Origin of the sequence: Micromonospora taraxaci, from assembly GCF_007830095.1 — a bacterium.
In the GTDB taxonomy this organism is placed as follows: Bacteria; Actinomycetota; Actinomycetes; order Mycobacteriales; family Micromonosporaceae; genus Micromonospora; species Micromonospora taraxaci.
The window spans coordinates 2,899,192-2,920,884 of sequence record NZ_VIWZ01000001.1 but is presented as its reverse complement, the minus strand read 5'-3'; the positions used below and the strand labels follow the sequence as shown (position 1 = coordinate 2,920,884).

Genomic DNA, 21,693 nt, shown 5'->3' with positions numbered 1-21,693 from the left:
TTCTCGGCCGAGAGGCCGTCGTCGGGACGCCGCCGGTCAGCCGCGCACTCTGGTTGTCGCCGGCTGGTCCGGAAAAGTTCCCGGGGCTCCCACATTCGGGTGACGGTTCCCCTCGGTGCTCTCCCGTGCGGGCGGCGGCACCGGGTCGGGCGTGCGCCAGGAACGCCACAGGTGGCTGTAGCCGCCACCGGCCGCGAGCAGCTCGGCGTGCGTACCGTGCTCGGCGACGCGGCCCTGGTTCAAGACGACGATGCGGTCCGCGGTGGCCGCCTGGCTGAGCCGGTGGGCGACGACCAACGTGGTACGGCCCTCGGTGGCCGCCACGGCGGCCCGATCGAGGTCGCGCGCGCCCGCGCTGCCCGCCTCCGCGGTGGCCTCGTCGAGGACCGCGACGGCGGGGTCGGCGAGGACGAGGCGGGCCAGCGCGAGGTGCTGGGCCTGCGCCGCGGTGAGCTGCCGTCCGCCCTCCCCCACCGCGGTCGCCAGCCCGTCCGGCAGGGTACGCAGCCACCCGGTGGCGCCGACGAGGTCGAGGGCGCGGGTCAGCTCGGCGTCGGTGGCGTCCGGGTCGGCCAGGCGCAGGTCGTCGGCGAGCGGCCCGGCGAACACGTGCACCTCCTGGCTGATCAGGGCGATCTCGCGCCGGAGCTGGTGTTCGCCGAGCTGGGCCAGCGGCACGTCGCGCAGGCGCACCGAACCCTGGCTGGGCTCGATGATGCCGGCGATGATGCCGGCGAGCGTGCTCTTGCCCGCACCGCTCGCGCCCACCAGTGCCACCCGCTCACCGGGCGCGAGACGGAGGGTGATGTCCCGCAGCACGACAGGTCCGTCGTCGTAGCGGTGCTGCGCGACGGTCACCTCCAGCGCCGCCGGCTCGGGCCGCTCCGGACGGGCAGGCCGGCTGCTGTCGGGCGATGCGGTGTCCGGCAGTGTGGTCACCCCGACGAGCCGGGCGAGGCTCGCCCCGGCCTGGAGCACCGAGTCCGACTCGAACAGCAACAGGCCGATGGGGTTGAAGAGGCGGTGGAAGTAGAGGGCGGCGGTGGTCGCCGCGCCGACGGTGGACAGGTCCTCGCGGACCAGCAGGAAGCCGGCGAGCAGCACGGCGGCCAGCCCCACGAACTCGGACCTGTTGATGCGCAGTCCGAACCGGGTGAACAGGCCGAAGATCTCCAGCGACAGGTCGCGGGCGACGCCGGAACGATCCGCGATCCGCGCGACGTGCGCGTCCTCCATCCGGTAGGCGCGTACCGTCGCCGAGCCGCGCAGCGCCTCGGCCGTCGCCTGCGTACGCTCGCCCGTCGCCACCCGCTCGCGGGCGTAGTACGGCACCGACCGCCGGAGGTACCAGCGCAGCGCCAGCGCGTACGCCGGTGCGGCGGCCAGCCCGGCGATGCCGAGCCGCCAATCGAGGGCGAAGAGCCCCAGCGCTGTCAACACGACGGACAGCGTCGCCCCGAGGAAGGCGGGGCCGCTTGTGGCGATCACGTTCGTCACCACTGCCACGTCGTCGCCGGCCCGGGCCACCAGGTCGCCGGTCCCGGCTCGTTCCAGGGTGGCCGACGGCAGGTGCAGGGCACGGTCGAGGACCCGCTCCCGGAGCCGGGCCAGCACTGTCTCGCCGAGGCGTGCGGCGACCGCGGCTCCGGCCGCGGTGAGGAGCCCCGCGAGCACCGCCGCGCCCGCGATCACGCCCGACCAGGCCACGACCTGCTGTGTGTCGGTTCCGGCGATGACGTCGTCGACGAGGCGACCGAGCACCCACGGGGCGACGAGCCCGGTCGCGGACGCGGCGACCAGCAGCGTGCCGGCGACGGCGCTGAGCAGCGGCAGGCGGGCCAGCTCGGTACGGAGGGCGGCCCAGGTCTGCCGGCCGGTGGCCGTCGGCAGCAAATGCCGGGCCTCGATGCCGCTCGCGGTCGACGGGTCGGTCATCGCAGGACCTCTTCCCGGTAGCGGGTGTCAATGGCGAGCAACCGCTCGTGCGGCCCCTCGGCGACGACCCGACCCTTGTCGATCACGGCGACCCGGTGCGTGACGTGCAGCAGGGCCGGGCTGGTGGTGATCAGCACCGTGGCGCGGGTGTCCGCCGCGCGGACCGAGGCCAACCCTTCGGCGAGCAGTGCCTCGGTCACCGCGTCGACAGCGGTGGTGGGGTTGTGCAGTACCAGCACCGGTGGGTCGGCGACGAGCGCACGGGCGAGCCCGATCCGCTGCCGTTGACCGCCGGACAGGTTCGCTCCCCGCTCGGTGAGCCGGCGGTCGAGACCGTCCGGGTGTGCGGTGAGCACGTCCTCGGCGGCGGCAGCCCGCACGGCGGCTCGCAGGACCGTGTCGTCGACGTGGGCATCGGCGCTGAGGTTGGCGCGCAGGGTGCCCTCGAACAGCGCCACGTCGTGTGGCTCCACCAGGACGACGGCACGCGCGGCGTCGATGTGCAGGTCCTCGACGGGTACGCCGTCGACGTACAGCGTCCCCCGGTAGTCCGCGTGGTGCACCCGGCCGGCCAGCAGCGCGACGAGCGCTTCGGCCTCGCTCGGGTCGTAGGCGAGCACGCCCAGGATCTCACCGGCGCGGACGTTCAGGTTGACGGTGTCGAGGCCCGCGTGCGAGACCCCGTCGAGGGCGAGCCGGGACGGGCTCGGGGTGGGCGGCCCGGCGTCACCCGGCGCGAGGACCGGCGCCGCGCCGAGGACCCGCGCGACCCGCGCCGCCGAGGCCCGGGCCATGGCGAACAGTTGTACGCAGTACCCGAGCGTCTGCACCGGCTCGGCGATGAACTGGGCCAGTCCGACGACGGCGACGAGTTCGCCGATGGTGAGCCGACCCTGGAGCGCGAGCCAGCCCGCGACGCCGGCGACCGTCGCGAGGAAGAGGCCGTTGACCATTGTGGTGAGGCCGAGGTGCAGGCCCTTGGTGGTGGCGGCGCGGAGGGTCACGTCGAGGGCGTGCCGGCTGGCGCCCGCGTACCGGCGGGCGGCGTGGTCCTGCGCGCCGATGCCGCGCAGCACGCGCAGCCCGGTGACGAGGTCGACGGCGAGCGCGGTGGTGGCCGCGAGGGCCTCCTGCTGCGACGTACTGCGCCGGGTGAGCAGCGGCGCCATCCGCTGAAGGGCGACGACCAGCAGCGGTACGCCGACGAGCACCCCGAGCCCGAGGGGGACGTCGACGACGAGCAGCGCGACGGCGGCGACCACGATCGCGGTGAGCGCCGCGGCGGTGAGCCCGGCGACGCGTACGACCAGCGCGGACAACTCGGCGTCGGAGGCCGTGACGGACAGCAGCTCCCCGTCGCGCAGACCCGAGCGGTGTCCGCGCGGGTCGAGGGCGCTTCGGACGATCTCGACGCGGGTCGTGTGCGCCTCGTGTTCGACGGCGGCGTAGGCCAGCCGGGCGCCGGTGCGGTAGGCGAAGGCGAGGGCGGTGAACAGGGCGGCGAGGCCGGCGAGGGAGAGCAGCAGCGCGGTGACGTCCCCGGTGGCCACCGCCCGGTCGATGATCACGCCGATGGCGACCGGTACGAGGGCCTCGGTGGCCTGGTGGGCGCAGAGCAGCACGATGCCGAGCACCACCCGGCGGCGCTGTCGGCGCAGGGCACGGCGTAGCACCACGCTCCCGCTGATCTCGGCGACTGTCATGCTCGGATCGATGGGGGCATGGCGGCGAACTCCAGTAGGTGAGGGCAGCTAACCTAACACGCCCTCGGCTACCGCTCCCCCACCGGTGTCCAGACGGGCAGGCCGAGCCTCCGGACGGCGATCGCGACCAGGGCTCGCGGCGGGAGCGAGACGTCGAGCACGAGCACCGACTCGTCCGGCTCGGCCGGTTCCAGCGTGGCGAGCTGGGAGTCGAGCAGGCTCGCCGGCATGTAGTGCCCCTCGCGTCGCGCCATCCGCTCCCGGATGACCTCCGCCGGCCCGTGCAGGTGCACGAAGTCCACCTGCGGCGCGCCTTGGCGGAGCACGTCCCGGTACGACCGCCTCAAGGCCGAGCAGGCCAGCACCGTCGACCGGCCCTCCGCCGCGCGAGCGGCGGTCCAGCCGGCGATGTCGGCCAGCCAGGGCCGGCGGTTGCTGTCGTCCAGGGGTACGCCGGAACGCATCAGCGCCACGTTCTCCGGGGAGTGGAACTCGTCCGCCTCGACGAACGTCAGCCCGGTCACCGCGCTGATCCCGCGCGCCACTGTGGTCTTGCCCGACCCGGAGACGCCCATCACCACGATGTGCCGGCTACGCGGCTCACCAGTCATGGACCGTGCCGTCCTTGAGCCGGTTGAAGGGCAGGTAGGCCGGCTCGTACGGGAACCGGGCCGCCGCCTCCTCGTCCAGCTCCACCCCGAGCCCCGGCTGGTCGCCCGGGTGCAGGTAGCCGTCGGTGAACGTGAACGACTGCCGGAACACCTCGTTGGCGCGCGGGGTGTGCTTCATGTACTCCTGGATCCCGAAGTTGTGGATGGCCAGGTCCAGGTGCAGCGCCGCGGCCATGCCCACCGGGGAGATGTCGGTGGGGCCGTGGATGCCGGACTTGATCTGGTACTGGGCCGCGAAGTCGAGCAGCTTGCGCATGGCGGTGATGCCGCCGGTGTGGGTGACCGCGGACCGGACGTAGTCGATGAGCTGCTCGCGGATCAGGGTCTGGTAGTCCCAGACGGTGTTGAAGACCTCACCGATGGCCAGCGGGGTGGTGGTGTGCTGGCGGACCAGCCGCAGCGCCTCCTGGTTCTCGGCCGGGGTGCAGTCCTCCAACCAGAACAGGTCGTACGGTTCGAGGGACTTGCCGAGCTTCGCGGCCTGGATCGGGGTCATCCGGTGGTGGCCGTCGTGCAGCAGCGGCAGCTCCGGGCCGAACTCGGCGCGGACCGCCTCGAACACAGTGGGCAGGTGCCGCAGGTACGCGCGGGTGTCCCAGTCCTCCTCGGCCGGGAGCGGGGTGCGCTGGGCGGGTTCGTAGTCGTAGCGCTGACCGGTGGCGCTGGGTTGCGCGGCCACGCCGTAGACGGCGTTGATCCCCGGCACCGACGTCTGCACCCGGATCGACCGGAAGCCCTCGTCGAGGTGGCGGCGGATCGAGTCGAACAGCTCGGGGATGTCCCGCCCCGACGCGTGCCCGTACGCCATGATGCCGGTGCGGGACGCGCCGCCCAGCAACTGGTACAGCGGCATGCCGGCGGCCTTGGCCTTGATGTCCCAGAGCGCGACGTCGACGGCGGCGATGGCGGCCATGGTGACCGGCCCACGCCGCCAGTACGCCGAGCGGTAGAGGAACTGCCAGGTGTCCTCGATCCGGTGCGCGTCGCGCCCCATCAGCAGCGGGGCGACGTGGTCGCGCAGGTAGGAGGCGACGGACAGCTCACGGCCGTTGAGCGTGGCGTCGCCCAGGCCGGTGATGCCGTCGTCGGTGGTGATCTTCAGGGTGACGAAGTTCCGGTCGGGGCTGGACACGATGATGTCCGCGGCGACGATCTTCACGGGGTGCCTTTCCGTTAGTGCCGGTCTGGGGGGGCGGTCTCACCACTCCGCGAAGGAGCCGTCGGCGTGCCGCCAGGTCGGGCTGCGCCAGGCGTGACCGCGTTTGTCGGCTGTCCGTACCGCGTGTTCGTCGACCTCGATGCCGAGACCGGGTGCGGTCAGCCGGCTCACGTACCCGCCGACGAAGGTCAGCGGGGTCTTGTCGAGGCAGTAGTCGAGCACCTCGGCGCCCAGGTTGTAGTGGATGCCGATGCTCTGTTCCTGGATCAGGAAGTTGGGCGTGGCGAAGCCGACCTGGAGGCAGGCGGCGAGGGCGATCGGCCCGAGCGGGCAGTGCGGGGCGAGCTGCACGTCGTACACCTCGGCCAACGTGGCGATCTTGCGCACCTCGGTGATGCCGCCGGCGTGCGCGAGGTCCGGTTGGGCCACCGCGATGCCGGCCTGCAGGACGGGCAGGAACTCCTGCCGGCTGTAGAGCCGCTCCCCGGTCGACACCGGGGTCGTCGTGCAGCGGACGACCTCACCGATCAGGTGCGAGTTCTCCGGCACCACCGGCTCTTCGAGGAAGAACGGCCGGTACGGCTCCAGCAGCGGGGCGACCCGCCGGGCGTTGGCGACTGTGAACCGTCCGTGGAAGTCGACGGCCACGTCCCGCTGGTCGCCGAGGACCTCGCGGGCGACGGCCACCCGCCGCACCACGGCGTCGAGTTCGGCGACCGAGGCCAGCGCGCCCATCCGCCCGGAGGCGTTCATCTTCACCGCGGTCAGGCCCGCCTCGACCTGGGCGCTGATCTGGTCGCGGATCTCGGCGGGTTCGTCGCCGCCGACCCACCCGTACACCCGGATCCGGTCGCGGACCGGCCCGCCGAGCAGCTGGTGTACGGGGGCGCCGTAGTGCTTGCCCGCGATGTCCCAGAGCGCCTGGTCCAGGCCGGACACTGCGCTGGCCAGGATCGGCCCTCCCCGGTAGAAGGAGCCCTTGGTCAGCACCTGCCAGTGGTCCTCGATGCGTAGCGCGTCCTGACCCATCAGCAGCTCGGCGAGCTGGTCGACGGCCGTGCGGACGGTCTCGGACCGACCCTCGCAGGTCGCCTCGCCCCAGCCGATGATGCCGGACTCCGTCTCGATCCGGACGAACAGCCAGCGCGGCGCGACGAGGAAGGTCTCCACCCGTGCGATCTTCGTCATGGAGTGGTCAGCCCTTCGTGGCACCGGCGGTGAGGCCGGAGACGACGTACTTCTGCACGAACAGGGCGATCAGCATGATCGGCAGGGTGACCACCGTCGCCGCGGCCATCAGGCCGCCCCAGTCGATGCTGGCGTAGCCGACGAAGTCGAAGATCGCGACGGGCAGCGTCTTCGTGTCGGCGCCGGAGAGCACCAGGGCGAACATGAAGTTGTTCCAGGAGAAGATGAACGAGAGGATGCCGGCGGTCGCGACGCCGGGCACCGACAGCGGGAGGGTGATCCGCCGGAACGCGCCAATGTGGGTCAGCCCGTCGACGAGCGCGGCCTCTTCCAACTCGGTCGGCAGCCCGTCGAAGTAGCCCATCATGATGTAGACGATCAGCGGTAGCGACACGAACATGTGGCTCAGGATCAGCACGGTGAAGCCGCCGACCATCTTCAGGTTCGAAAAGACGTAGTACCACGGCACCAGGAGCGAGACGCCGGGGATCACCCGGGCCATGAGCACGACCAGCGCGGACTTCTTCATCGCGAAACGGCTCATCGAGTACGCGGCCGGCACCCCGAGCAGGAGCGAGAGCATCGTCGCCCCGAACGCCACCCAGAGGCTGTTGCCGATGAACTGGAGGTAGTTCGCCTGCTGGAGCACCGTCTCGTAGTTCTTCAGGCTGGGTGAGAAGACGAACGCCTTGGCGGTGTCGTAGATGTCCACGTTGGTCTTGAACGACGCGGCGATCATCCAGAGCAGCGGCGCCATCAGCGCGAACACCACGACGACGAGAGCCGACGTACGGAACACCTGGTACGGCTTGCTCGGCTTCATCGGCCCAGCCCCTTCTTGCGATAGGTGAGGGCCCACATCACCCCGATGATGATCAGAAAGAAGATGATGAGGACTGTCGACGAGACGCCGTAGTCGTTGTAGTCGAAGCTCAGGCCGTAGGCGTACACGTTGAGGGTCTCGACCTCGTGGAAGGACCCGCCACCGCGACCCTTTGTCGCGTAGAGGATGTCGAACGTCTTGAGCGCGTCGATGCCACGCAGCAGGATGGCCACGATCACCGTGGGCATCAGCAGCGGCAGGGTGACGTGCCGGAACCGCTGCCAACTGCTGGCGCCGTCGATCCGGGCTGCCTCCTGGGGCTCGTCGGACAGTGAGGTGAGCCCGGCGAGCAGGATCAGCACCACCATCGGGGTCCACTGCCAGATGTCGATGAACATCGTCGTCGGCAGCGCCGAGTGCTGGCCGGCCAGCCAGGGTTGCGGGCCGATGCCGACCCAGCCGAGCAGTTGGTTCGCCATGCCGATGTTGGGGTCGAAGATCAGGCGCCACATCATGCCGACCGCCACCGGAGTGGCCACCAGCGGCAGGAGGATCGCGACCCGGACCCACTTCTCACCGCGGAAGGGTCGCCACAGCAGCAGGGCTATCGCCATGCCGAGGACGACCTCGAAGAACAGCACGACACCGGTGAAGAGGACCGTACGCCAGACCGCCGGCCAGAACCGTTCGGTGTCGGTGAGCACGTCGGCGTAGTTCTGGACGCCGATGAACTCGAAGTCGGCGCGTACCGAACCCTCGGCGTCGGTCAGGCTCAGGTAACCGGTCCACGCCACCGGAAAGATGATCAGCAGGGCGACGAACGCCATGGCGGGCGCCGCGAAGAGCCACTTGCGGTGTTCGTTGGCCCACCGTGACCAGGCGGAGTCTTCCGGGGGTGCCGCAGCGGCCTCGGGCGTGTCGGTGCGGGGGGTGATGACGGCTGACATGAGGGGGTCTCCGGGTTCGGGGGTCAGGTCCCGGCGGGGCGGCGGAGCCCGTCGGCTCCGCCGCCCGGCGGTCGGGCTACTTCGCCTCGTCGTCGAGGAACTTCTGGAACGCCGCGTTGGCCGTGTCCGCCGAGGCGGCGGCGTCCTTGCCGGTGATCGCGTCGACGATCGGCTGACCGACGATCTCCCGTGCCTGCGCGACCTTGACCACCAGTGGGCGGTCGTGGCCGACGCCGTTGGCGGTGCTGGCCGTGTTGGCCTCGGCGAGGTCCTTCGGCAGGCTCGCGGTGCTCGCCGGGTTAGCCCAGACCGAGGTGCGGGCACCGGGGACGCCGGCGGTCTGCTGCGCCAGCGCCTGCTCCTTGCCGGCCGCCCACTGGATGAACTTCCAGGCGTTGTCCTTGTTCTCCGAGCTGTCGTTCACGCCGAGCGCCCAGGAGGGGATGTTGTACGGCTTCGATCCGGCCGGACCCGCCGGGAAGGCGGCGAAGCCGACGGTGTCGACGACCTTGGACTTGGTCGGGTCGGTGGCGTTCTTGTAGAGCGAGTTGGCCTCGGTGTAGAAGGCGGCCTTGCCCTGCGTGAAGATGGCCATGGCCTCGGACCAGCTCATGTCGGTGCTGATGTTCTCCGGGCCGTGGTCGCGCAGCAGCCCGCCGTAGTAGGCGTACGCCTGCTTGGCCTGTTCGGTGTTGACGGTGGCCTTGCCGCTGCCGTCGACGAAGTCGCCGCCGAAGCTGAAGAGGAAGCTGGAGAACTGCGTGACGGCGGCGGCCTTGCCGGTCCGGGCGACGAAGCCGGCGACGCCGGGGTTGTCGGCCTCGACCTTCGCCGCCTGCGCCTTGAGCTCGTCGAGGGTCTTCGGCGGCGCGGTGAAGCCGGACTTCGTCAGCAGGTCCTTGCGGTAGTAGAGGACCTCCTGCTCGGTGATGATCGGCACCCCGACCACCTTGTCCTCATAGGTCGTCGCCTGCATCGGCCCGGCCTGGAAGTCACCGAGCTCGAAGGCGCTGTCCGACTTGGCATTCTTGCCCAGGTCGGCGAGGTACTTGTTCTTGCCGAACAGCTTCCCCTCCTGCAACGGCCGGTACATCATCACGTCGAGGTCGGTGGAGCCGGCGTTGAGCTTGACGTTGTACTGGTCGGAGAGCTGGTCCTCGCCGAGCTGGGTGACCTCGACAGTGAGCCCGGTCTGCTTCTCGAACTCCGGCAGGGCCTTCTTGATGTTCTCGGTCCAGACGTGGTTGACCAGTGTCACGCGAACGGTCTTCGAGCCCTCGCCGCCGTCGTCGCCGCCACAGGCGGTCAGGCCCATGGCTGCGACCACGGCCAGAGAAGTGCCGATTATCGATCGACGTCGCACGCTTGTCTCGCCTTCTGTCGTGGTCACCGCCCCTAAGGGAGCCGCTACCTCGGTGTTACATCCGCTTAACATCGGGATGCTAGGCGCAAAAAGCAGACTATTTCAAGGGGTACATCTAACTGATACGATCTTTGCGTGGAACCGTCCTCACTAGAGGTTGCCGTCGTCCCTGCCGAGTCAGGGCTGCACGCCCGCGTCCTCGACCACCTCGGCACCGCGATCTGCGGCGGTGAGCTGGCACCCGGGGCGGTCCTCAACATCGACGAGCTGGTCGACAGGTACGCCGTCTCCCGCTCCGTCGTCCGCGAGGTGCTGCGGGTCCTGGCGTCCATCGGCTTCATCGAGGCCCGCCGCCGCGTCGGCGTGATGATCCTGCCGGCGAGCGCGTGGAACGTCTTCGACCCGCAGGTGATCCGGTGGCGTCTCGCGTCGGCCGGCCGGATGGCTCAGCTCCGGTCGATCACCGAGCTACGCACCGCCGTCGAGCCGCACGCGGCCCAACTGGCCGCGACGCGGATCGGCCACGACGAGGCGAGCGATCTGGTCGGGCTCGCCGCCAAGATGTGGGCGGCCGGCGAGGCCGGCGACGAGGAGCGCTTCCTCCACCTCGACATCGAGTTCCACCGGCGGGTGTTGCTCGCCTCCGGCAACGAGATGTTCGTACGGCTTCAGGATCTGGTCGCGGAGGTGCTGACCGGCCGACACAAACACCACCTCATGCCGCACCACCCGCACCAGCAAGCCCTCCAGATGCACGCGGACGTCGCCCAGGCGATCCAGCGGCGCGACGGCGACCGCGCCCGCCAGGCGATGGTGCGGTTGATGGAGCAGGCGTTCGACGAGATGAAGTCACTGTGGGAGCAGACCGTCGCCCCCGACGTCGACCTTGGCCGCGACCAGGCGCCTTGATCACCCCTGACGAGGACGGTCACCCGGAAACAGGGCACCGGCCCCTCCACGGATCCGATCTGGTGATCGATGCGTGGAGGGGCCGGTGCCCTTGTTCGGTGGATTCAGCGCCGCCGTTGGGCGACCGGATGGTCAGCCGAAGCAGTTCTCCACCGGAGGCGCGCTGGGCGTGCAGTTGGTGGGCCGGTTCTCGCTGACGACCGACTTCTCGTCCACTGTGACCTGGCCGCCCTCGTTGAAGATCCCGCCCGGCGCCAGGGCCGAGAGGTTCTCCGTGACCTTCGACTCGGTGATGGTGACAGTGCCGTTGTTGAAGATGCCGCCCGCCCGCGACTCCGGGCCCACGGCCTTGTTGCGGTTGACGTGCACCTTCCGCAGCACGACCTCACCGCTGCCGTTGTAGATGCCGCCGCCGTTCTCCACCGAGCTCCCGGTGCTGGCGGCGTTCTGGCTGATCTCGCTGTTCTCGACCACGACCCGGCCGATCTGGTTGAAGATCCCGCCGCCGCGCTGGCCGGCGTCGTTGCGGCTGATCTTGCTGTGCGTCAGGTGGAGGATGCCGTCGGTGAAGATCCCGCCGCCCTCACTGCGGGTGGTGTTCTCGGTGACCTCGATGTTCTGCGCCGTGGTGGTGGCGTTGATGCCGGTGCGGATACCACCGCCGCGGAAGCCCGCGCTGTTGTGGTGGACGCGGACGTTGTCGAGCGTGGCGACGCTGGAGTTCGACAGCCCGCCGCCCGCGCCGCCGATCGGCAGGATGATGACGGTGCCGATCGTGTGGTTGTCGTTGAGAGTGGTGTTCTTGACGGTGAGGTTGCCGTTGTTGAAGACACCCCCACCATCGAAGAGCGCGCTGTTGTCGCTGATCCGGCTCTCGCCGTACTCCCGCTTGTCCTGGCCCTTGCCGTCCTGGCCCTTGCCGTCGCGGCCCTTGCCCGCCTCGTGCTCGCCGCGGCCGACGATCCTGGTGTTGCCGAAGTTGGCGATCCCGCCGCCCGGCCCGTTGGTCTGGTTGTAGACCACGCTGGTGTCCTCGATGGTGGCCTGACCCCCGACGTCGATCCGGATGCCACCACCGCCGCCACCGAGCCCACTGGTGTCGTGGCCTCCCTTGATGGTGACGTCGCGGATCTTCAGGTCGCCGCCCGCTCCGACCTCGAGGATGCGGAACGGTGTGGCGCTGGCGGCGCGGACGATAGTGGCGCCGTTCCCGTCGATCGTGACCCGCTGAGTGATGATCGGCAGACCGACGGGGCCGAAGGGTACGGGTGGCGGTGGCGCCGACCGGGTGAGCGTGTAGGTGCACTTCTTGGCGAGCCGGAGCGTTGCCCCGTCGCCGGCGTTCGCCCGGACGATCGCTGCGATCAGCTCGTCGGCGCTACAGGGCACGTCCTTGGCGTCGCGTCCGCCGTCCCACTGGTCGCCCTTGTCGTGGTCCTTGCCGTCACGACCGTCCGAGTGCTGGCCTCGGTCGTCGTCGGCCAGGCGGGTGTTGCCGGTCAGGACCCGCTCTCCGGCAGCAAGCAGACCACTGCCGCCGAGCGCTCCCGGGGCGCTGACGGCCAGGCCAGCCACCCCGGTCAGCCCTGCCACTCCGGCGACGAACCAGCGAGCCCGCCGCTTCTTCGGCGGGCGTGGTTGGTCGACCGCCACGTCATCCACGTCCGGGTGTCGATGGTTGGACATCGAGCTACCTCGCTCTTCTCCGTACCCCGTGTCTCTGCACGCCAGAATCAGTGCAGAAAGCGACAAATCGGTTGCCGCACCCAGGGGGAACGTAGTCGAGCAACACTCGCGTTACGCCTTCTTATGCGAATAACTCCTACATTCGGTGCAGCGTTCCGCAAACGCCCCGATCAGCGGCAGCACGCTCCATCCTCGCTGACTGCCGGTCCGCCGCATCGAGACGCCTCGGCACTCACCGTGGCGAAAGCGTCGGCGTCGGCCTTGACGGTGTAGACCTCCCAGGGCTCACTGCCGGGGCCGCGCACCCACACCTTGCCCTGAAGGGCGTAGCAACATTCGGTGTCGCCCTCCCGCGTTGACGTCGTCGGTGGAGAACACCTCCACACCCAGGTGGTCCATGACCGTGGGCTGCCCGGCCTCACCCTCGATGAGGACGAGCTTCACTGGCGGGTGCTTTACGGCGAAGTTGGCGTAGCTGGGTCGACGCTTGGCCGGCTCGACGTCGAACAGGTTCGAGTAGAAGGCGACCGAACCTTCGAGGTCGGAGACGCGAAGGGCGAGCTGGACGCGGGACATGGGCTACCTCCTGTTGGCGGACGCTTCATCTCTGTCTAGATGGATTTCGAAGCAGCCTCACCGTCGCACCCTGTTGTGAAACAAGATGTGCCGCTCGCCTGCTGCACTCCGCTGGCGGTCCGCCCGAGGCTCAACCGGGACACCGCCGAGACCAGCGACGACATCCATGCCGGGTTCACGGCTCTCGTCGCCGCACTGGATGGACAGCCAACCGCGTAGGCCTCGCCGACGGCCGGGAGTGGTCGAGGTCGTGACTCGTTTACGGCATCAGGTCCATGGGACCCTCATGCGATGCCCGCTGCTGCCGGATCAGCCGATGATCAAGTGATGAAAAGTAGCTCAGCGAGTGCCCTAGAAGCTATTTTTCAACACTTGATCATGGGAACGTCAGGTCCCCGCGCTAGCGGCGGCAGGTTCTCGCCCTAGCGGCGGGAGTCGCCCCGGCGGCCCGGGCCGGCGCTGGAGGGGCGGTGGCCGATGCGGGGGGCCCGCACCGCCGACGAGGTGCCCGCACCCGGCCGGAAGTCCCGGGCGGCAGCGGCCACCATGTCGTCGGGATCGCGGGTGAGTGCCTCCCGGACATGCGGCGGGACGACCTCGGAGGTCGCCATCGCCAGTCGGACCTGCACCGCGCGGTCGTCGACCAGGCGTTCCAGGTCCGCCTCGTCCAACTCGAGGGTGCGGACCAGTGCGGCCCGGACGTCGACCACCGGGTCCGCGGCGAGCGCGCTGCGCTGGTCGGCGGTGGTCCGCGGGTTGCGGGCGAGCCCCTTGCGTACGCGGGCGGTGCGATCGGCCAGCAGGGCGGTGATCACATCGGGGTCGTGGGTGTGGGTGGCGAGCCGTTCGCGTACCTCGGGTGAGGCGTCGTCGATCAGCCGCGCGGCCAACTCGGGCTCCAGCTCGCGGCTCTCGGCGAGGAGTCCGCGTAGTTCCTTGTCCGAGGCCTCCGACATCACCCGTCGGATCGACTCGTCACAGGCCGGGTTGCCGGCCACCGCCCACCGGACCCACCGGTCGTCGTCCTTGACGAGGCGCATGAGGTTGCCGACCGAGGAGGACGGGTTCCTCGCCACCGCCTCGCGGACCTGACGATCGTGGTCCCTGGTCAGCGGTCGCAGAGCCTGCGCGGGGGCGTCGGGCCGAGCGGCGACCGTCTTACGGACCACTGCCGACGGGTCGGACGCCAGGTCGATCAGGGTCATCTGCGGCGTGGTGGGGTCCTGCGCGAGGGCGAGCCGAGCGTCAGCGTCGCCACCGATCGGACGGTGGTCGGTGGTGCCGGACGCGCTGTGCTGGTCGGCCGCGCCGACGTCCTGCTGTTTGCCCATCGCGCAATCATGTCACGCACCCGATCTGCCTCCGGCGGGCGCGGGTAGGCGCAGGCCGGACATGCCGCCGTCCACCGCCAGCGACGTGCCGGTCACCGAACCGGTTGCGGGCGACGCGAGGTAGACGACGGCGGCGGCGACCTCGTCGGCGGTCACCAGGCGGCCGGTCGGCTGGCGGGCGGCCAGTTGCCGCTTCTCCGCCGTCGGGTCGGCCGCCCCGGCGAGCAGGCGGGCCACCCACGGGGTGTCGACGGTGCCGGGGGCGACGCAGTTGACCCGGACTCCCTCGGTGACCAGGTCGGCGGCCATGGCGAGGGTGAGGGCGTGCACGGCGCCCTTCGACGCCGAATACAACGCGCGTCGGGGCAGGCCGACGGTCGCCGCGATCGAGGAGATGTTGACGATCGCGGCGGACGACGACCGGCGCAGGTACGGCAGGGCGACGGCGCTGGTGCGGGCCACGCCGGAGACGTTGACGTCGAGCACAGTGCTCCACTGCTCGTCGTCGTCCTCCTCCACGGTGCCCACCGCCGAGATGCCGGCGTTGTTCACCAGGATGTCGACGCCCCCGAACGCCTCGGCGACCGAGGCGACGGCCGCGCGCAGCGAGGACCGGTCGGCCACGTCGGCCCGTACGCCGTGGACGCGAGGGTCCTCGGGCAGGGCCGACACGTCCAGGTCGAGGACACCGACCCGGGCGCCGGCGGCTAGGAACGCCCGTACGCAGGCGTCTCCGATTCCCGAGCCACCGCCGGTCACCACCGCCACGAGGCCGTCACACCGCATGCTTCTCTCCCCTGCCATCAGGCGTTCGCGAGCGGGCTGCGCTGCCGGCCGAGGCCCTCGATCTCGACCTCCATCACGTCGGCGGCGGCCAGGTACGGGAACCGGCCGGAGAGCGCCACCCCCTCCGGGGTGCCGGTGTTGATGACGTCGCCCGGGTCCAGGACTGTGTACTGGGACAGGTGCCAGACCAGGTGAGCCACGTCGAAGATCATGTCTTTGGTGCTGGAATCCTGCCGGGGCTCGCCGTTGACCCAGGAGCGCAGCCGAAGCGCCTGCGGGTCGTCGATCTCGTCGGCGGTGACCAGCCAGGGCCCCAGCGGTTGGAACGTCTCGCAGGACTTACCCTTCGACCACTGGCCACCGGAGACGGCGAGTTGGAAGTCGCGCTCGGACACGTCGTTGGAGAGCGCGTACCCGGCGATGTGGTCGAGGGCGTCGGCCGGTGAGGCGAGGTAGCGGGCCCGACGCCCGATCACCACCGCCAGCTCCACCTCCCAGTCGGTCTTCGTGGAACCGCGCGGGATCAGGACCTCGTCATACGGCCCGACGACCGTGTTGGGTGCCTTGTAGAAGATGATCGGCGCGGTCGGTGGCTCGGCGCCAGACTCGGCGGCGTGCGCGGCGTAGTTCTGCCCGACGCAGAGCACCACCCCGGGCCGGGCGAGCGGCGCGCCGACCCGCTGGCCGGTCACATCGATCTCCGGCAGGTCGGTGGCCGCACGGACCCGTTGGACGCCGTCGCCGGCGAGGAACTCCCCGTCGATGTCGTCGGTGACCGATGAGAGGTCGAAGTGTCGACCGTCGACGTACAGCACGGGACGCTCCTGCCCGACGGGCCCGACGCGCATGAACTTCACGAACCAACCTCCAGAGCAGGTGCGCCTATTTCCTATAGGATGCTGCCTGTGCTGGTGTACCGGCTCACACGAGCGCAGTCAAGGGGTTGTTGAGGAGACGAGATGGCCCAGCAGGAAACTCGCGAGGGCCGACTCCGTCCCGCCCGTCGGCTCACCCTCGCCGATGACGTCTACGAGTCGATAAAGACCCTGGTCATGGACCACATCCTGCCACCGGGTGAGCGGGTCAACATCGACGCTCTCGCCCGGGAGCTGGACGTCTCCCCCACCCCGGTACGCGAGGCGCTCGCCCGGTTGGAAGCCGACGGACTGGTCCGCAAACGCCCGCTGTCCGGCTACACCACCACGCCGCTGCTGACCCGCGCCGAGTTCGACGACCTGTTCGAGGTCCGACTGCTGTTGGAGTGCGCCACCGCCGGCCGGGCCGCCGACCACGCCTCCGCCGAGGAGCGGCAGCGGATCAGCACCGAGGCGGCGGCCAGCATCGACGTGGAGGCCGGCGACGGATACCGCCGACACGCCGCGTTCACCGCGCTGGACGCCACGTTCCACGACCTGATCGCCGAGGTCGCCGGGAGTCCGCTGCTGCGCGACAGCATCACGCGGCTGCACTCCCACCTGCACCTGCACCGGCTGTACTTCCCGGTCACCGGCGCGCCGGACACCAACACCGAGCACCAGCGCATCGCCGCCGCCATCGCCGCCGGTGACTCCGACGCCGCCACCGAGGCGATGCGGGCCCACCTGATCGCCGCCCGGGAGCGCCACCTGCCCGCCTTCGACCAGCTTCCCGCACCCGGAGCACCGCGCGACCCGGCGTGAACCACCCCCGACCCGTCCGAGGAGCCGCCGTGCGCATAGCCCTCTTCATCACCTGCATCAACGACCTCGCGTACCCGGCCACCGGCATCGCGGTCACCCGCATCCTGCGGCGGCTCGGCCACACCGTCGAGTTCCCCGACCGGCAGACCTGTTGCGGGCAGATGCACGCCAACACCGGTTACCGGGCCGAGGCGATGCCGATGGTGCGCAACTACGTCGACGTCTTCGACGGCTACGACGCCGTCGTCGCGCCGTCCGGGTCGTGCACCGCGATGATCCGCGACCAGTACCCTCGCCTGCACCCGCCCGCCGCGTCGGTGGCCGCCCGCACCTACGAGCTGTCCGAACTGCTCGTCGACGTCCTCGGCGTCACCGACGTCGGTGCGGAGTTCCCGGAGACTGTCACCTACCACCCCACCTGCCACGGCCTGCGCATGCTGCGGTTGGGCGACCGGCCGCTGAAACTGCTGCGCCAGGTGCGCGGGATCGACCTCGTGGAGCTGGGTGACGCGGAGGAGTGCTGCGGCTTCGGCGGCACGTTCGCGGTGAAGAACCCGGACGTCTCCACCGCGATGCTCACCGACAAGTGCGCCCGGGTCGGTGAGACCGGAGCACGGGTGCTCGCCGCCGCCGACAACTCCTGCCTGGCCCACATCGGAGGCGGCCTGGACCGCCACCGCTCCGGCGTACGGGCCATGCACTACGCGGAGATCCTCGCCTCGACGGGGGCCACTCCGTGAACCCTCCGATCGCACCGGCCACCGGCAGCGGACGCATCCGCACGCCACTGCCCTTCCCCACCGCGGCCAGACCGGCCGTCGCCGACACACAACTGCGCGCCAACCTGCACCGGGCCACCCGCACCATCCGCGCCAAGCGCGCCCGCGTGGTGGACGAGGTACCCGACTGGGCGGCCCTGCGCGACGCCGGCTCCGCGATCAAGGCGGACGTCCAACGCCGGTTACCGGAGCTGCTGGAGCAGTTCGAGGCGTCCGCCACCGCCGCCGGTGCCACAGTGCACTGGGCCCGGGACGCGGCCGAGGCCTGCCGGATCGTGGTCGAGCTGACCCGGGCCGCCGGGGCCGACGAGGTCGTGAAGGTCAAGTCGATGGCGACCCAGGAGATCGAGCTGAACGAGGCCCTGGAGGCGGCCGGGATCGCCGCGTACGAGACCGACCTGGCAGAGCTGATCGTGCAGCTCGGCGACGACACCCCCTCGCACATCCTGGTGCCGGCGATCCACTACAACCGGACACAGATCCGGGAGATCTTCCAGCGTCGGATGCCGGACGTCCCGGCCGACCTGACCGACGAGCCTTCCGCGCTGGCCGAGGCGGCTCGCGTTCACCTGCGGCGACGTTTCCTCTCGGCCCGGGTCGCCGTGTCCGGCGCCAACTTCGCCATCGCCGACACCGGCACGCTCGTCGTGGTGGAGTCCGAGGGCAACGGGCGGATGTGCCTCACCCTCCCGGAGACGCTGATCAGCGTCGTCGGCGTCGAGAAGCTGCTGCCGACCTTCAGTGACCTGGAGGTCTTCCTGCAACTGCTGCCGCGATCCTCGACCGGCGAGCGGATGAACCCGTACACCTCGATGTGGACCGGCGTCACCCCCGGCGACGGTCCGCAGGACGTGCACGTCGTGCTCGTCGACAATGGCCGGTCCGCGGTGCTGGCCGACCCGGTCGGGCGGCCGGCGTTGTCCTGCATCCGCTGCTCCGCCTGCCTCAACGTGTGCCCGGTGTACGAGCGGGCCGGCGGGCACGCGTACGGTTCGGTGTACCCGGGGCCGATCGGCGCGATCCTGTCGCCGCAGCTGACCGGCGTGGCCGACAACGCCTCCCTGCCGTACGCGTCGACGCTCTGCGGCGCCTGCTACGACGTGTGCCCAGTGAAGATCAACATTCCGGAGATCCTGGTCCACCTCCGGCAGGAGGCACCGCACCCACCCGCGGAACGGGCCGCGATGCGCGTCCTGTCCTGGTTGATGCGCAGCCCTCGCCGCTGGGCCGCCGCCCTGCGTCTGGCCCGGACCGGCGCGGGACCGCTCGGCGCGTACCGCGAGCGTCGCACCGGTGCCCGTACGCTGCGTAAACTGCCCTGGCCCGCCTCGGCCTGGACCCGGTCACGGGACGTGCCGCTGCCCGCGCCGCAGACCTTCCGTGAATGGTGGAACCAGCAGTGACCGCACGCGACGAGATCCTGGCGCGACTGCGCACGGCCCTGGCCGACGACCCGCCGGCGGTGCCGGTGCCCCGCGGCTACCGGCGCGTCGACGACCGCTCCGACCTGGTCGCCGTCCTCGTGGACCGGTTGGAGGACTACCGGGCGGCCGTCCACCACGGCATCGACGCCCTGCCCGGGCTGCTGGCAACTGTGGACCGACTCGCCGTCCCCGCCGACGTTCCTCCGGAGTGGCTGGCCGGCTACGCCGGGCAGGTGTGCCGAGACGCTCCCCCGCTGTCACCTGCGGAGCTGGACGCGACGGACGCGGTCCTGACCGGCTGCGCCGTGGCGATCGCCGATACCGGCACCATCGTCCTCGACGCCGGCCCGGCGCAGGGCCGGCGGGCGCTCACCCTGGTGCCCGACCGGCACATCTGCGTCGTCCGCGCCGACCAGGTCGTCGGGTTGCTGCCGGAGGCGTTGACCCGGCTGGACGCGCGTTCGCCGCTCACCTGGATCTCCGGCCCGTCCGCTACCAGCGACATCGAACTCGACCGGGTCGAGGGCGTGCACGGCCCACGCCGGCTGGAGGTCGTGCTGGTCGGCTCAGGAGCCTGACGGCACCTGCTCGTCGTCGCAGGTCTCGCCCGGTGCGGCCGTCTCCCGCAGCGGGACGCCGCGCAGGTTGAGCAGCATCACGATGGCCACACCGACCACCAGCGCGATGTCGGCGACGTTGCCGACGAAGAACCCGGCGTAGTCGATGAAGTCCACCACGTGCCCGCGAGCGAAGCCCGGCTCGCGGAAGAGCCGGTCCAGCAGGTGCGTCGTCGCACCGCCGAGCACCAGCCCCAACGCCACGGCCCACGGACGCGACGTGACCCGCCGCGCCACGACCGTCACCGCGACCACGGCCGCCGCCGCGAAGACCGCGAAGATCCAGGTGTACGCGGACCCGATCGAGAAGGCGGCGCCCGGGTTGTAGACGAGCCGCAGGGACAGCAGGTCACCCACGATGGAGATGGTCTGCCCGTCCGACAACGCGGACTCGGCCCAGTACTTCGTGGCCTGATCCGAGGCGAGCACCACAGCAGCGATCAACACGACGGCGCGAAACACAGCGGAACCCTAGCCGGTCAACGGCGACCGCCACCACCGGCGGATGATCCGTCCGCCGTCGCTCAGGTCATGGTGACGAGGTGGATCGCGGCGACCGTGACGACGCCCGCGCCGAACAGCGTGATGCCGCTGGCGGCGAGGACGGGCGCCACCCGGGTGGCCAGGCCGAGAATCGCGCGGGACTGTGCTCCCCGGGTGACCAGTGAGCTACCGGCGACCGCGAGGACCCCGACGCCGAAGAGCACGACGGCCATGCCGAGGCCGAACGTCAGGACCAGCAGCAGGGCGAAGCCGGCCCGACCTATGAACAGCCCGGTCGCCAGCACGAGGAACGCGGCCGGGGACGGGGTCAGCCCGCCGGAGATACCCAGCAGGAACAGACCAGGGCGCTTCCCGTGCTCGTGGGTGTGGCTGTGGCTGTGGCTGTGGGCGTGATCGTGGCTGTGGCCGGCGGCGTGCAGGTGCCGGCGCACCATCCACAGACCGGTGGCCAGGACGATCAGACCGGCACCGAGTTGCAGCCAGCTCGTGAGTTCCTGCATCCGGATCACCTCGGACAGGGACAGGAACGTCCAGGCCACGCCGATCACCAGGACCGACAGCGTGTGCATGACCGCCACCGAACCGCCCAGCCAGGCGGCGTCCCGGATCCGGCCACGCGAGCCGGCGAGGTAGGCGGCAGCCAGGCTCTTACCGTGCCCGGGGGCCACCGCGTGCCCCGCACCGGCGGCGAAGGCCAGCACGAACGCGAGCGGGGGTACGCCCGGCGAGTGGACGATGTCCTGCAAGCGGTCCGAGAGGGATGCGGAGAGGACTGCGGTCGCGGTCATGCCACGGCTCGCCGTCGCCGCACCCGCCGGGACACGAGCAGCGCCCCGACCGCAACCAGCAGCGCACCACCGACGACGGCGGCGAGCTGGACGGCGGCGCTGCGGCCACGGCTGGGGCTGCCGACGGTCGGCGCGCCACCGGTGAGGGTCCAGTCGTGGGAGTCCTCGCCGGAGCCGTACACGGCGCGTTGCCCGCCGGGGCCGGTCGCCATCGCTCGGTAGGCGGGGTTGAGGTCGGTGAGCATCCGCACCGCGACGGTGACAGTGCCGACCGGCCCCGGGCAGGTGTAGTCGACGGTCGCGCCCGCCCGCGCCAGCGCCTTCAGTGGCGCGACAGCGCCGACGCACTGCCGCGCCCCGTCTGCCACGGTGATCTGCTTGAGCAGGTACGCGGGGAACTGCTCGGACGACGCGAGCACGGCGGGATCGGTCATCCGGTAGTCGACAGCGCCGTCGAGCAGCACGCGATCGGCCGGCAGCAGGCCGAGCGAGACGCCGAGCAGTGTCAGGTCGTCGGGCCCGCCGACGCGCCACCGCACCCGCACGATGTCGGGCCGCTGCTCGTCGGGCGTGATGGACACGGTCTGCGGGTCACCGAACGGGTGCGCCGCCGCCGGGGACGGCAGGGCCAGGACGGCCGCGGCGACGGCCAGCGCGAGGACGGTCACCGCGCTTCGTCGATGACGTCGGGGCACTGACAAGAAACGCTCCGGGCTTGGGGTTGCAGGATTCCTGGCCACCCTGCTGAGCACGCGCAAACGTGCAGGTGCAGGCGGGTGTTCGGCACCGGACCACGACGTGAACATTCCGTTGATCTTCACGCTG

General features: G+C 70.7%; 20 protein-coding genes and 1 pseudogene. 5 read left to right on the top strand and 16 right to left on the bottom strand.

The annotated features are described in order from the left end of the window. Window positions 1-36: 36 nt before the first annotated feature. From FHU34_RS13550 to FHU34_RS13515, 8 genes are all read right to left on the bottom strand, one after another. Window positions 37-1,935, bottom strand: a complete 1,899-nt coding sequence (locus tag FHU34_RS13550) for an ABC transporter ATP-binding protein (RefSeq protein ID WP_145780352.1) — start codon at window positions 1,933-1,935, stop codon at window positions 37-39. Further along, window positions 1,932-3,638, bottom strand: a complete 1,707-nt coding sequence (locus tag FHU34_RS13545) for an ABC transporter transmembrane domain-containing protein (protein WP_145780351.1) — start codon at window positions 3,636-3,638, stop codon at window positions 1,932-1,934. The genes FHU34_RS13550 and FHU34_RS13545 overlap by 4 nt, the downstream gene beginning before the upstream one ends. Before the next feature lie 68 nt (window positions 3,639-3,706). Further along, a complete protein-coding gene (locus FHU34_RS13540; RefSeq protein ID WP_145780350.1) occupies window positions 3,707-4,249 on the bottom strand; it encodes a gluconokinase in 543 nt (180 codons plus the stop codon). Then, window positions 4,239-5,468: a D-mannonate dehydratase ManD gene (gene manD, locus FHU34_RS13535; protein ID WP_145780349.1), complete on the bottom strand. Its 1,230-nt coding sequence runs from the start codon at window positions 5,466-5,468 to the stop codon at window positions 4,239-4,241. Before manD ends, FHU34_RS13540 begins: the two co-directional genes overlap by 11 nt. A 39-nt stretch (window positions 5,469-5,507) precedes the next feature. Then, a complete protein-coding gene (dgoD, locus tag FHU34_RS13530; RefSeq protein ID WP_145780348.1) occupies window positions 5,508-6,656 on the bottom strand; it encodes a galactonate dehydratase in 1,149 nt (382 codons plus the stop codon). A 7-nt stretch (window positions 6,657-6,663) separates the two neighbouring features. Next, window positions 6,664-7,479 (bottom strand): carbohydrate ABC transporter permease, encoded by an 816-nt coding sequence (locus FHU34_RS13525; protein ID WP_145780347.1) that lies wholly within the window; start codon window positions 7,477-7,479, stop codon window positions 6,664-6,666. Continuing rightward, the gene (locus FHU34_RS13520; RefSeq protein ID WP_208744989.1) at window positions 7,476-8,426 is read right to left on the bottom strand and encodes a carbohydrate ABC transporter permease; all 951 of its coding nucleotides are present in this window, start codon (window positions 8,424-8,426) and stop codon (window positions 7,476-7,478) included. Before FHU34_RS13520 ends, FHU34_RS13525 begins: the two co-directional genes overlap by 4 nt. Before the next feature lie 76 nt (window positions 8,427-8,502). After that, entirely contained in the window at window positions 8,503-9,741 is a 1,239-nt protein-coding gene (locus FHU34_RS13515; RefSeq protein WP_244311658.1) for an ABC transporter substrate-binding protein, read from the bottom strand. Window positions 9,742-9,924: 183 nt separating this feature from the next. On the opposite strand from FHU34_RS13515, the gene FHU34_RS13510 reads away from it, so the two are divergent. Then, window positions 9,925-10,698 (top strand): FadR/GntR family transcriptional regulator, encoded by a 774-nt coding sequence (locus FHU34_RS13510; protein ID WP_145780345.1) that lies wholly within the window; start codon window positions 9,925-9,927, stop codon window positions 10,696-10,698. Window positions 10,699-10,830: 132 nt separating this feature from the next. On the opposite strand, the gene FHU34_RS13505 is transcribed toward FHU34_RS13510, so the two are convergent. The 5 genes and pseudogenes from FHU34_RS13505 to FHU34_RS13485 all read right to left on the bottom strand — a co-directional run bounded on the left by FHU34_RS13505 (window position 10,831) and on the right by FHU34_RS13485 (window position 15,934). Next, on the bottom strand, window positions 10,831-12,384 hold the full coding sequence (locus FHU34_RS13505; RefSeq protein WP_145780344.1) for a right-handed parallel beta-helix repeat-containing protein: 1,554 nt from the start codon (window positions 12,382-12,384) through the stop codon (window positions 10,831-10,833). A 170-nt stretch (window positions 12,385-12,554) separates the two neighbouring features. Then, a pseudogene (locus FHU34_RS13500) lies at window positions 12,555-12,960 on the bottom strand (ArsI/CadI family heavy metal resistance metalloenzyme). Between the two features lie 422 nt (window positions 12,961-13,382). After that, window positions 13,383-14,291, bottom strand: coding sequence for a hypothetical protein (locus FHU34_RS13495; RefSeq protein WP_145780343.1), 909 nt, complete (start codon window positions 14,289-14,291; stop codon window positions 13,383-13,385). Between the two features lie 12 nt (window positions 14,292-14,303). Then, complete coding sequence (locus tag FHU34_RS13490) at window positions 14,304-15,077, bottom strand: SDR family NAD(P)-dependent oxidoreductase (RefSeq protein WP_145780342.1); 774 nt, start codon at window positions 15,075-15,077, stop codon at window positions 14,304-14,306. 17 nt (window positions 15,078-15,094) lie between these two features. After that, window positions 15,095-15,934 (bottom strand): fumarylacetoacetate hydrolase family protein, encoded by an 840-nt coding sequence (locus FHU34_RS13485; protein WP_145780341.1) that lies wholly within the window; start codon window positions 15,932-15,934, stop codon window positions 15,095-15,097. Between the two features lie 102 nt (window positions 15,935-16,036). On the opposite strand from FHU34_RS13485, the gene FHU34_RS13480 reads away from it, so the two are divergent. The 4 genes from FHU34_RS13480 to FHU34_RS13465 are packed head-to-tail and all read left to right on the top strand — an operon-like array spanning window position 16,037 to window position 19,537. After that, window positions 16,037-16,756: a GntR family transcriptional regulator gene (locus tag FHU34_RS13480; RefSeq protein WP_145780340.1), complete on the top strand. Its 720-nt coding sequence runs from the start codon at window positions 16,037-16,039 to the stop codon at window positions 16,754-16,756. A gap of 29 nt (window positions 16,757-16,785) precedes the next feature. Then, window positions 16,786-17,496 carry a (Fe-S)-binding protein gene (locus tag FHU34_RS13475; RefSeq protein ID WP_145780339.1) on the top strand — a complete coding sequence of 237 codons (711 nt, stop codon included), beginning with the start codon at window positions 16,786-16,788 and terminating at the stop codon, window positions 17,494-17,496. Beyond that, entirely contained in the window at window positions 17,493-18,938 is a 1,446-nt protein-coding gene (locus tag FHU34_RS13470) for a LutB/LldF family L-lactate oxidation iron-sulfur protein (protein WP_145780338.1), read from the top strand. The genes FHU34_RS13475 and FHU34_RS13470 overlap by 4 nt, the downstream gene beginning before the upstream one ends. Next, window positions 18,935-19,537 (top strand): LutC/YkgG family protein, encoded by a 603-nt coding sequence (locus FHU34_RS13465; RefSeq protein WP_244311657.1) that lies wholly within the window; start codon window positions 18,935-18,937, stop codon window positions 19,535-19,537. The genes FHU34_RS13470 and FHU34_RS13465 overlap by 4 nt, the downstream gene beginning before the upstream one ends. Here FHU34_RS13465 and FHU34_RS13460 read toward each other — a convergent pair. The 3 genes from FHU34_RS13460 to FHU34_RS13450 all read right to left on the bottom strand — a co-directional run bounded on the left by FHU34_RS13460 (window position 19,526) and on the right by FHU34_RS13450 (window position 21,536). After that, entirely contained in the window at window positions 19,526-20,038 is a 513-nt protein-coding gene (locus FHU34_RS13460; RefSeq protein ID WP_145780337.1) for a signal peptidase II, read from the bottom strand. The two genes, FHU34_RS13465 and FHU34_RS13460, sit on opposite strands and share 12 nt — an antisense overlap. Before the next feature lie 62 nt (window positions 20,039-20,100). Next, window positions 20,101-20,868, bottom strand: coding sequence for a HoxN/HupN/NixA family nickel/cobalt transporter (locus FHU34_RS13455; RefSeq protein WP_145780336.1), 768 nt, complete (start codon window positions 20,866-20,868; stop codon window positions 20,101-20,103). Next, entirely contained in the window at window positions 20,865-21,536 is a 672-nt protein-coding gene (locus FHU34_RS13450; RefSeq protein ID WP_145780335.1) for a hypothetical protein, read from the bottom strand. The genes FHU34_RS13455 and FHU34_RS13450 overlap by 4 nt, the downstream gene beginning before the upstream one ends. Between the last annotated feature and the right edge of the window lie 157 nt (window positions 21,537-21,693).

Coding starts and splice junctions, on each gene's coding strand:
- FHU34_RS13515 (WP_244311658.1), bottom strand. CDS start 9,741: ATGGGCCTGACCGCCTGTGGCGGCGACGACGGCGGCGAGGGCTCGAAG.
- FHU34_RS13480 (WP_145780340.1), top strand. CDS start 16,037: ATGGCCCAGCAGGAAACTCGCGAGGGCCGACTCCGTCCCGCCCGTCGG.
- FHU34_RS13525 (WP_145780347.1), bottom strand. CDS start 7,479: ATGAAGCCGAGCAAGCCGTACCAGGTGTTCCGTACGTCGGCTCTCGTC.
- FHU34_RS13540 (WP_145780350.1), bottom strand. CDS start 4,249: ATGACTGGTGAGCCGCGTAGCCGGCACATCGTGGTGATGGGCGTCTCC.
- FHU34_RS13495 (WP_145780343.1), bottom strand. CDS start 14,291: ATGGGCAAACAGCAGGACGTCGGCGCGGCCGACCAGCACAGCGCGTCC.
- FHU34_RS13545 (WP_145780351.1), bottom strand. CDS start 3,638: ATGACAGTCGCCGAGATCAGCGGGAGCGTGGTGCTACGCCGTGCCCTG.
- FHU34_RS13520 (WP_208744989.1), bottom strand. CDS start 8,426: ATGTCAGCCGTCATCACCCCCCGCACCGACACGCCCGAGGCCGCTGCG.
- FHU34_RS13505 (WP_145780344.1), bottom strand. CDS start 12,384: ATGTCCAACCATCGACACCCGGACGTGGATGACGTGGCGGTCGACCAA.
- dgoD (WP_145780348.1), bottom strand. CDS start 6,656: ATGACGAAGATCGCACGGGTGGAGACCTTCCTCGTCGCGCCGCGCTGG.
- FHU34_RS13455 (WP_145780336.1), bottom strand. CDS start 20,868: ATGACCGCGACCGCAGTCCTCTCCGCATCCCTCTCGGACCGCTTGCAG.
- FHU34_RS13490 (WP_145780342.1), bottom strand. CDS start 15,077: ATGCGGTGTGACGGCCTCGTGGCGGTGGTGACCGGCGGTGGCTCGGGA.
- FHU34_RS13550 (WP_145780352.1), bottom strand. CDS start 1,935: ATGACCGACCCGTCGACCGCGAGCGGCATCGAGGCCCGGCATTTGCTG.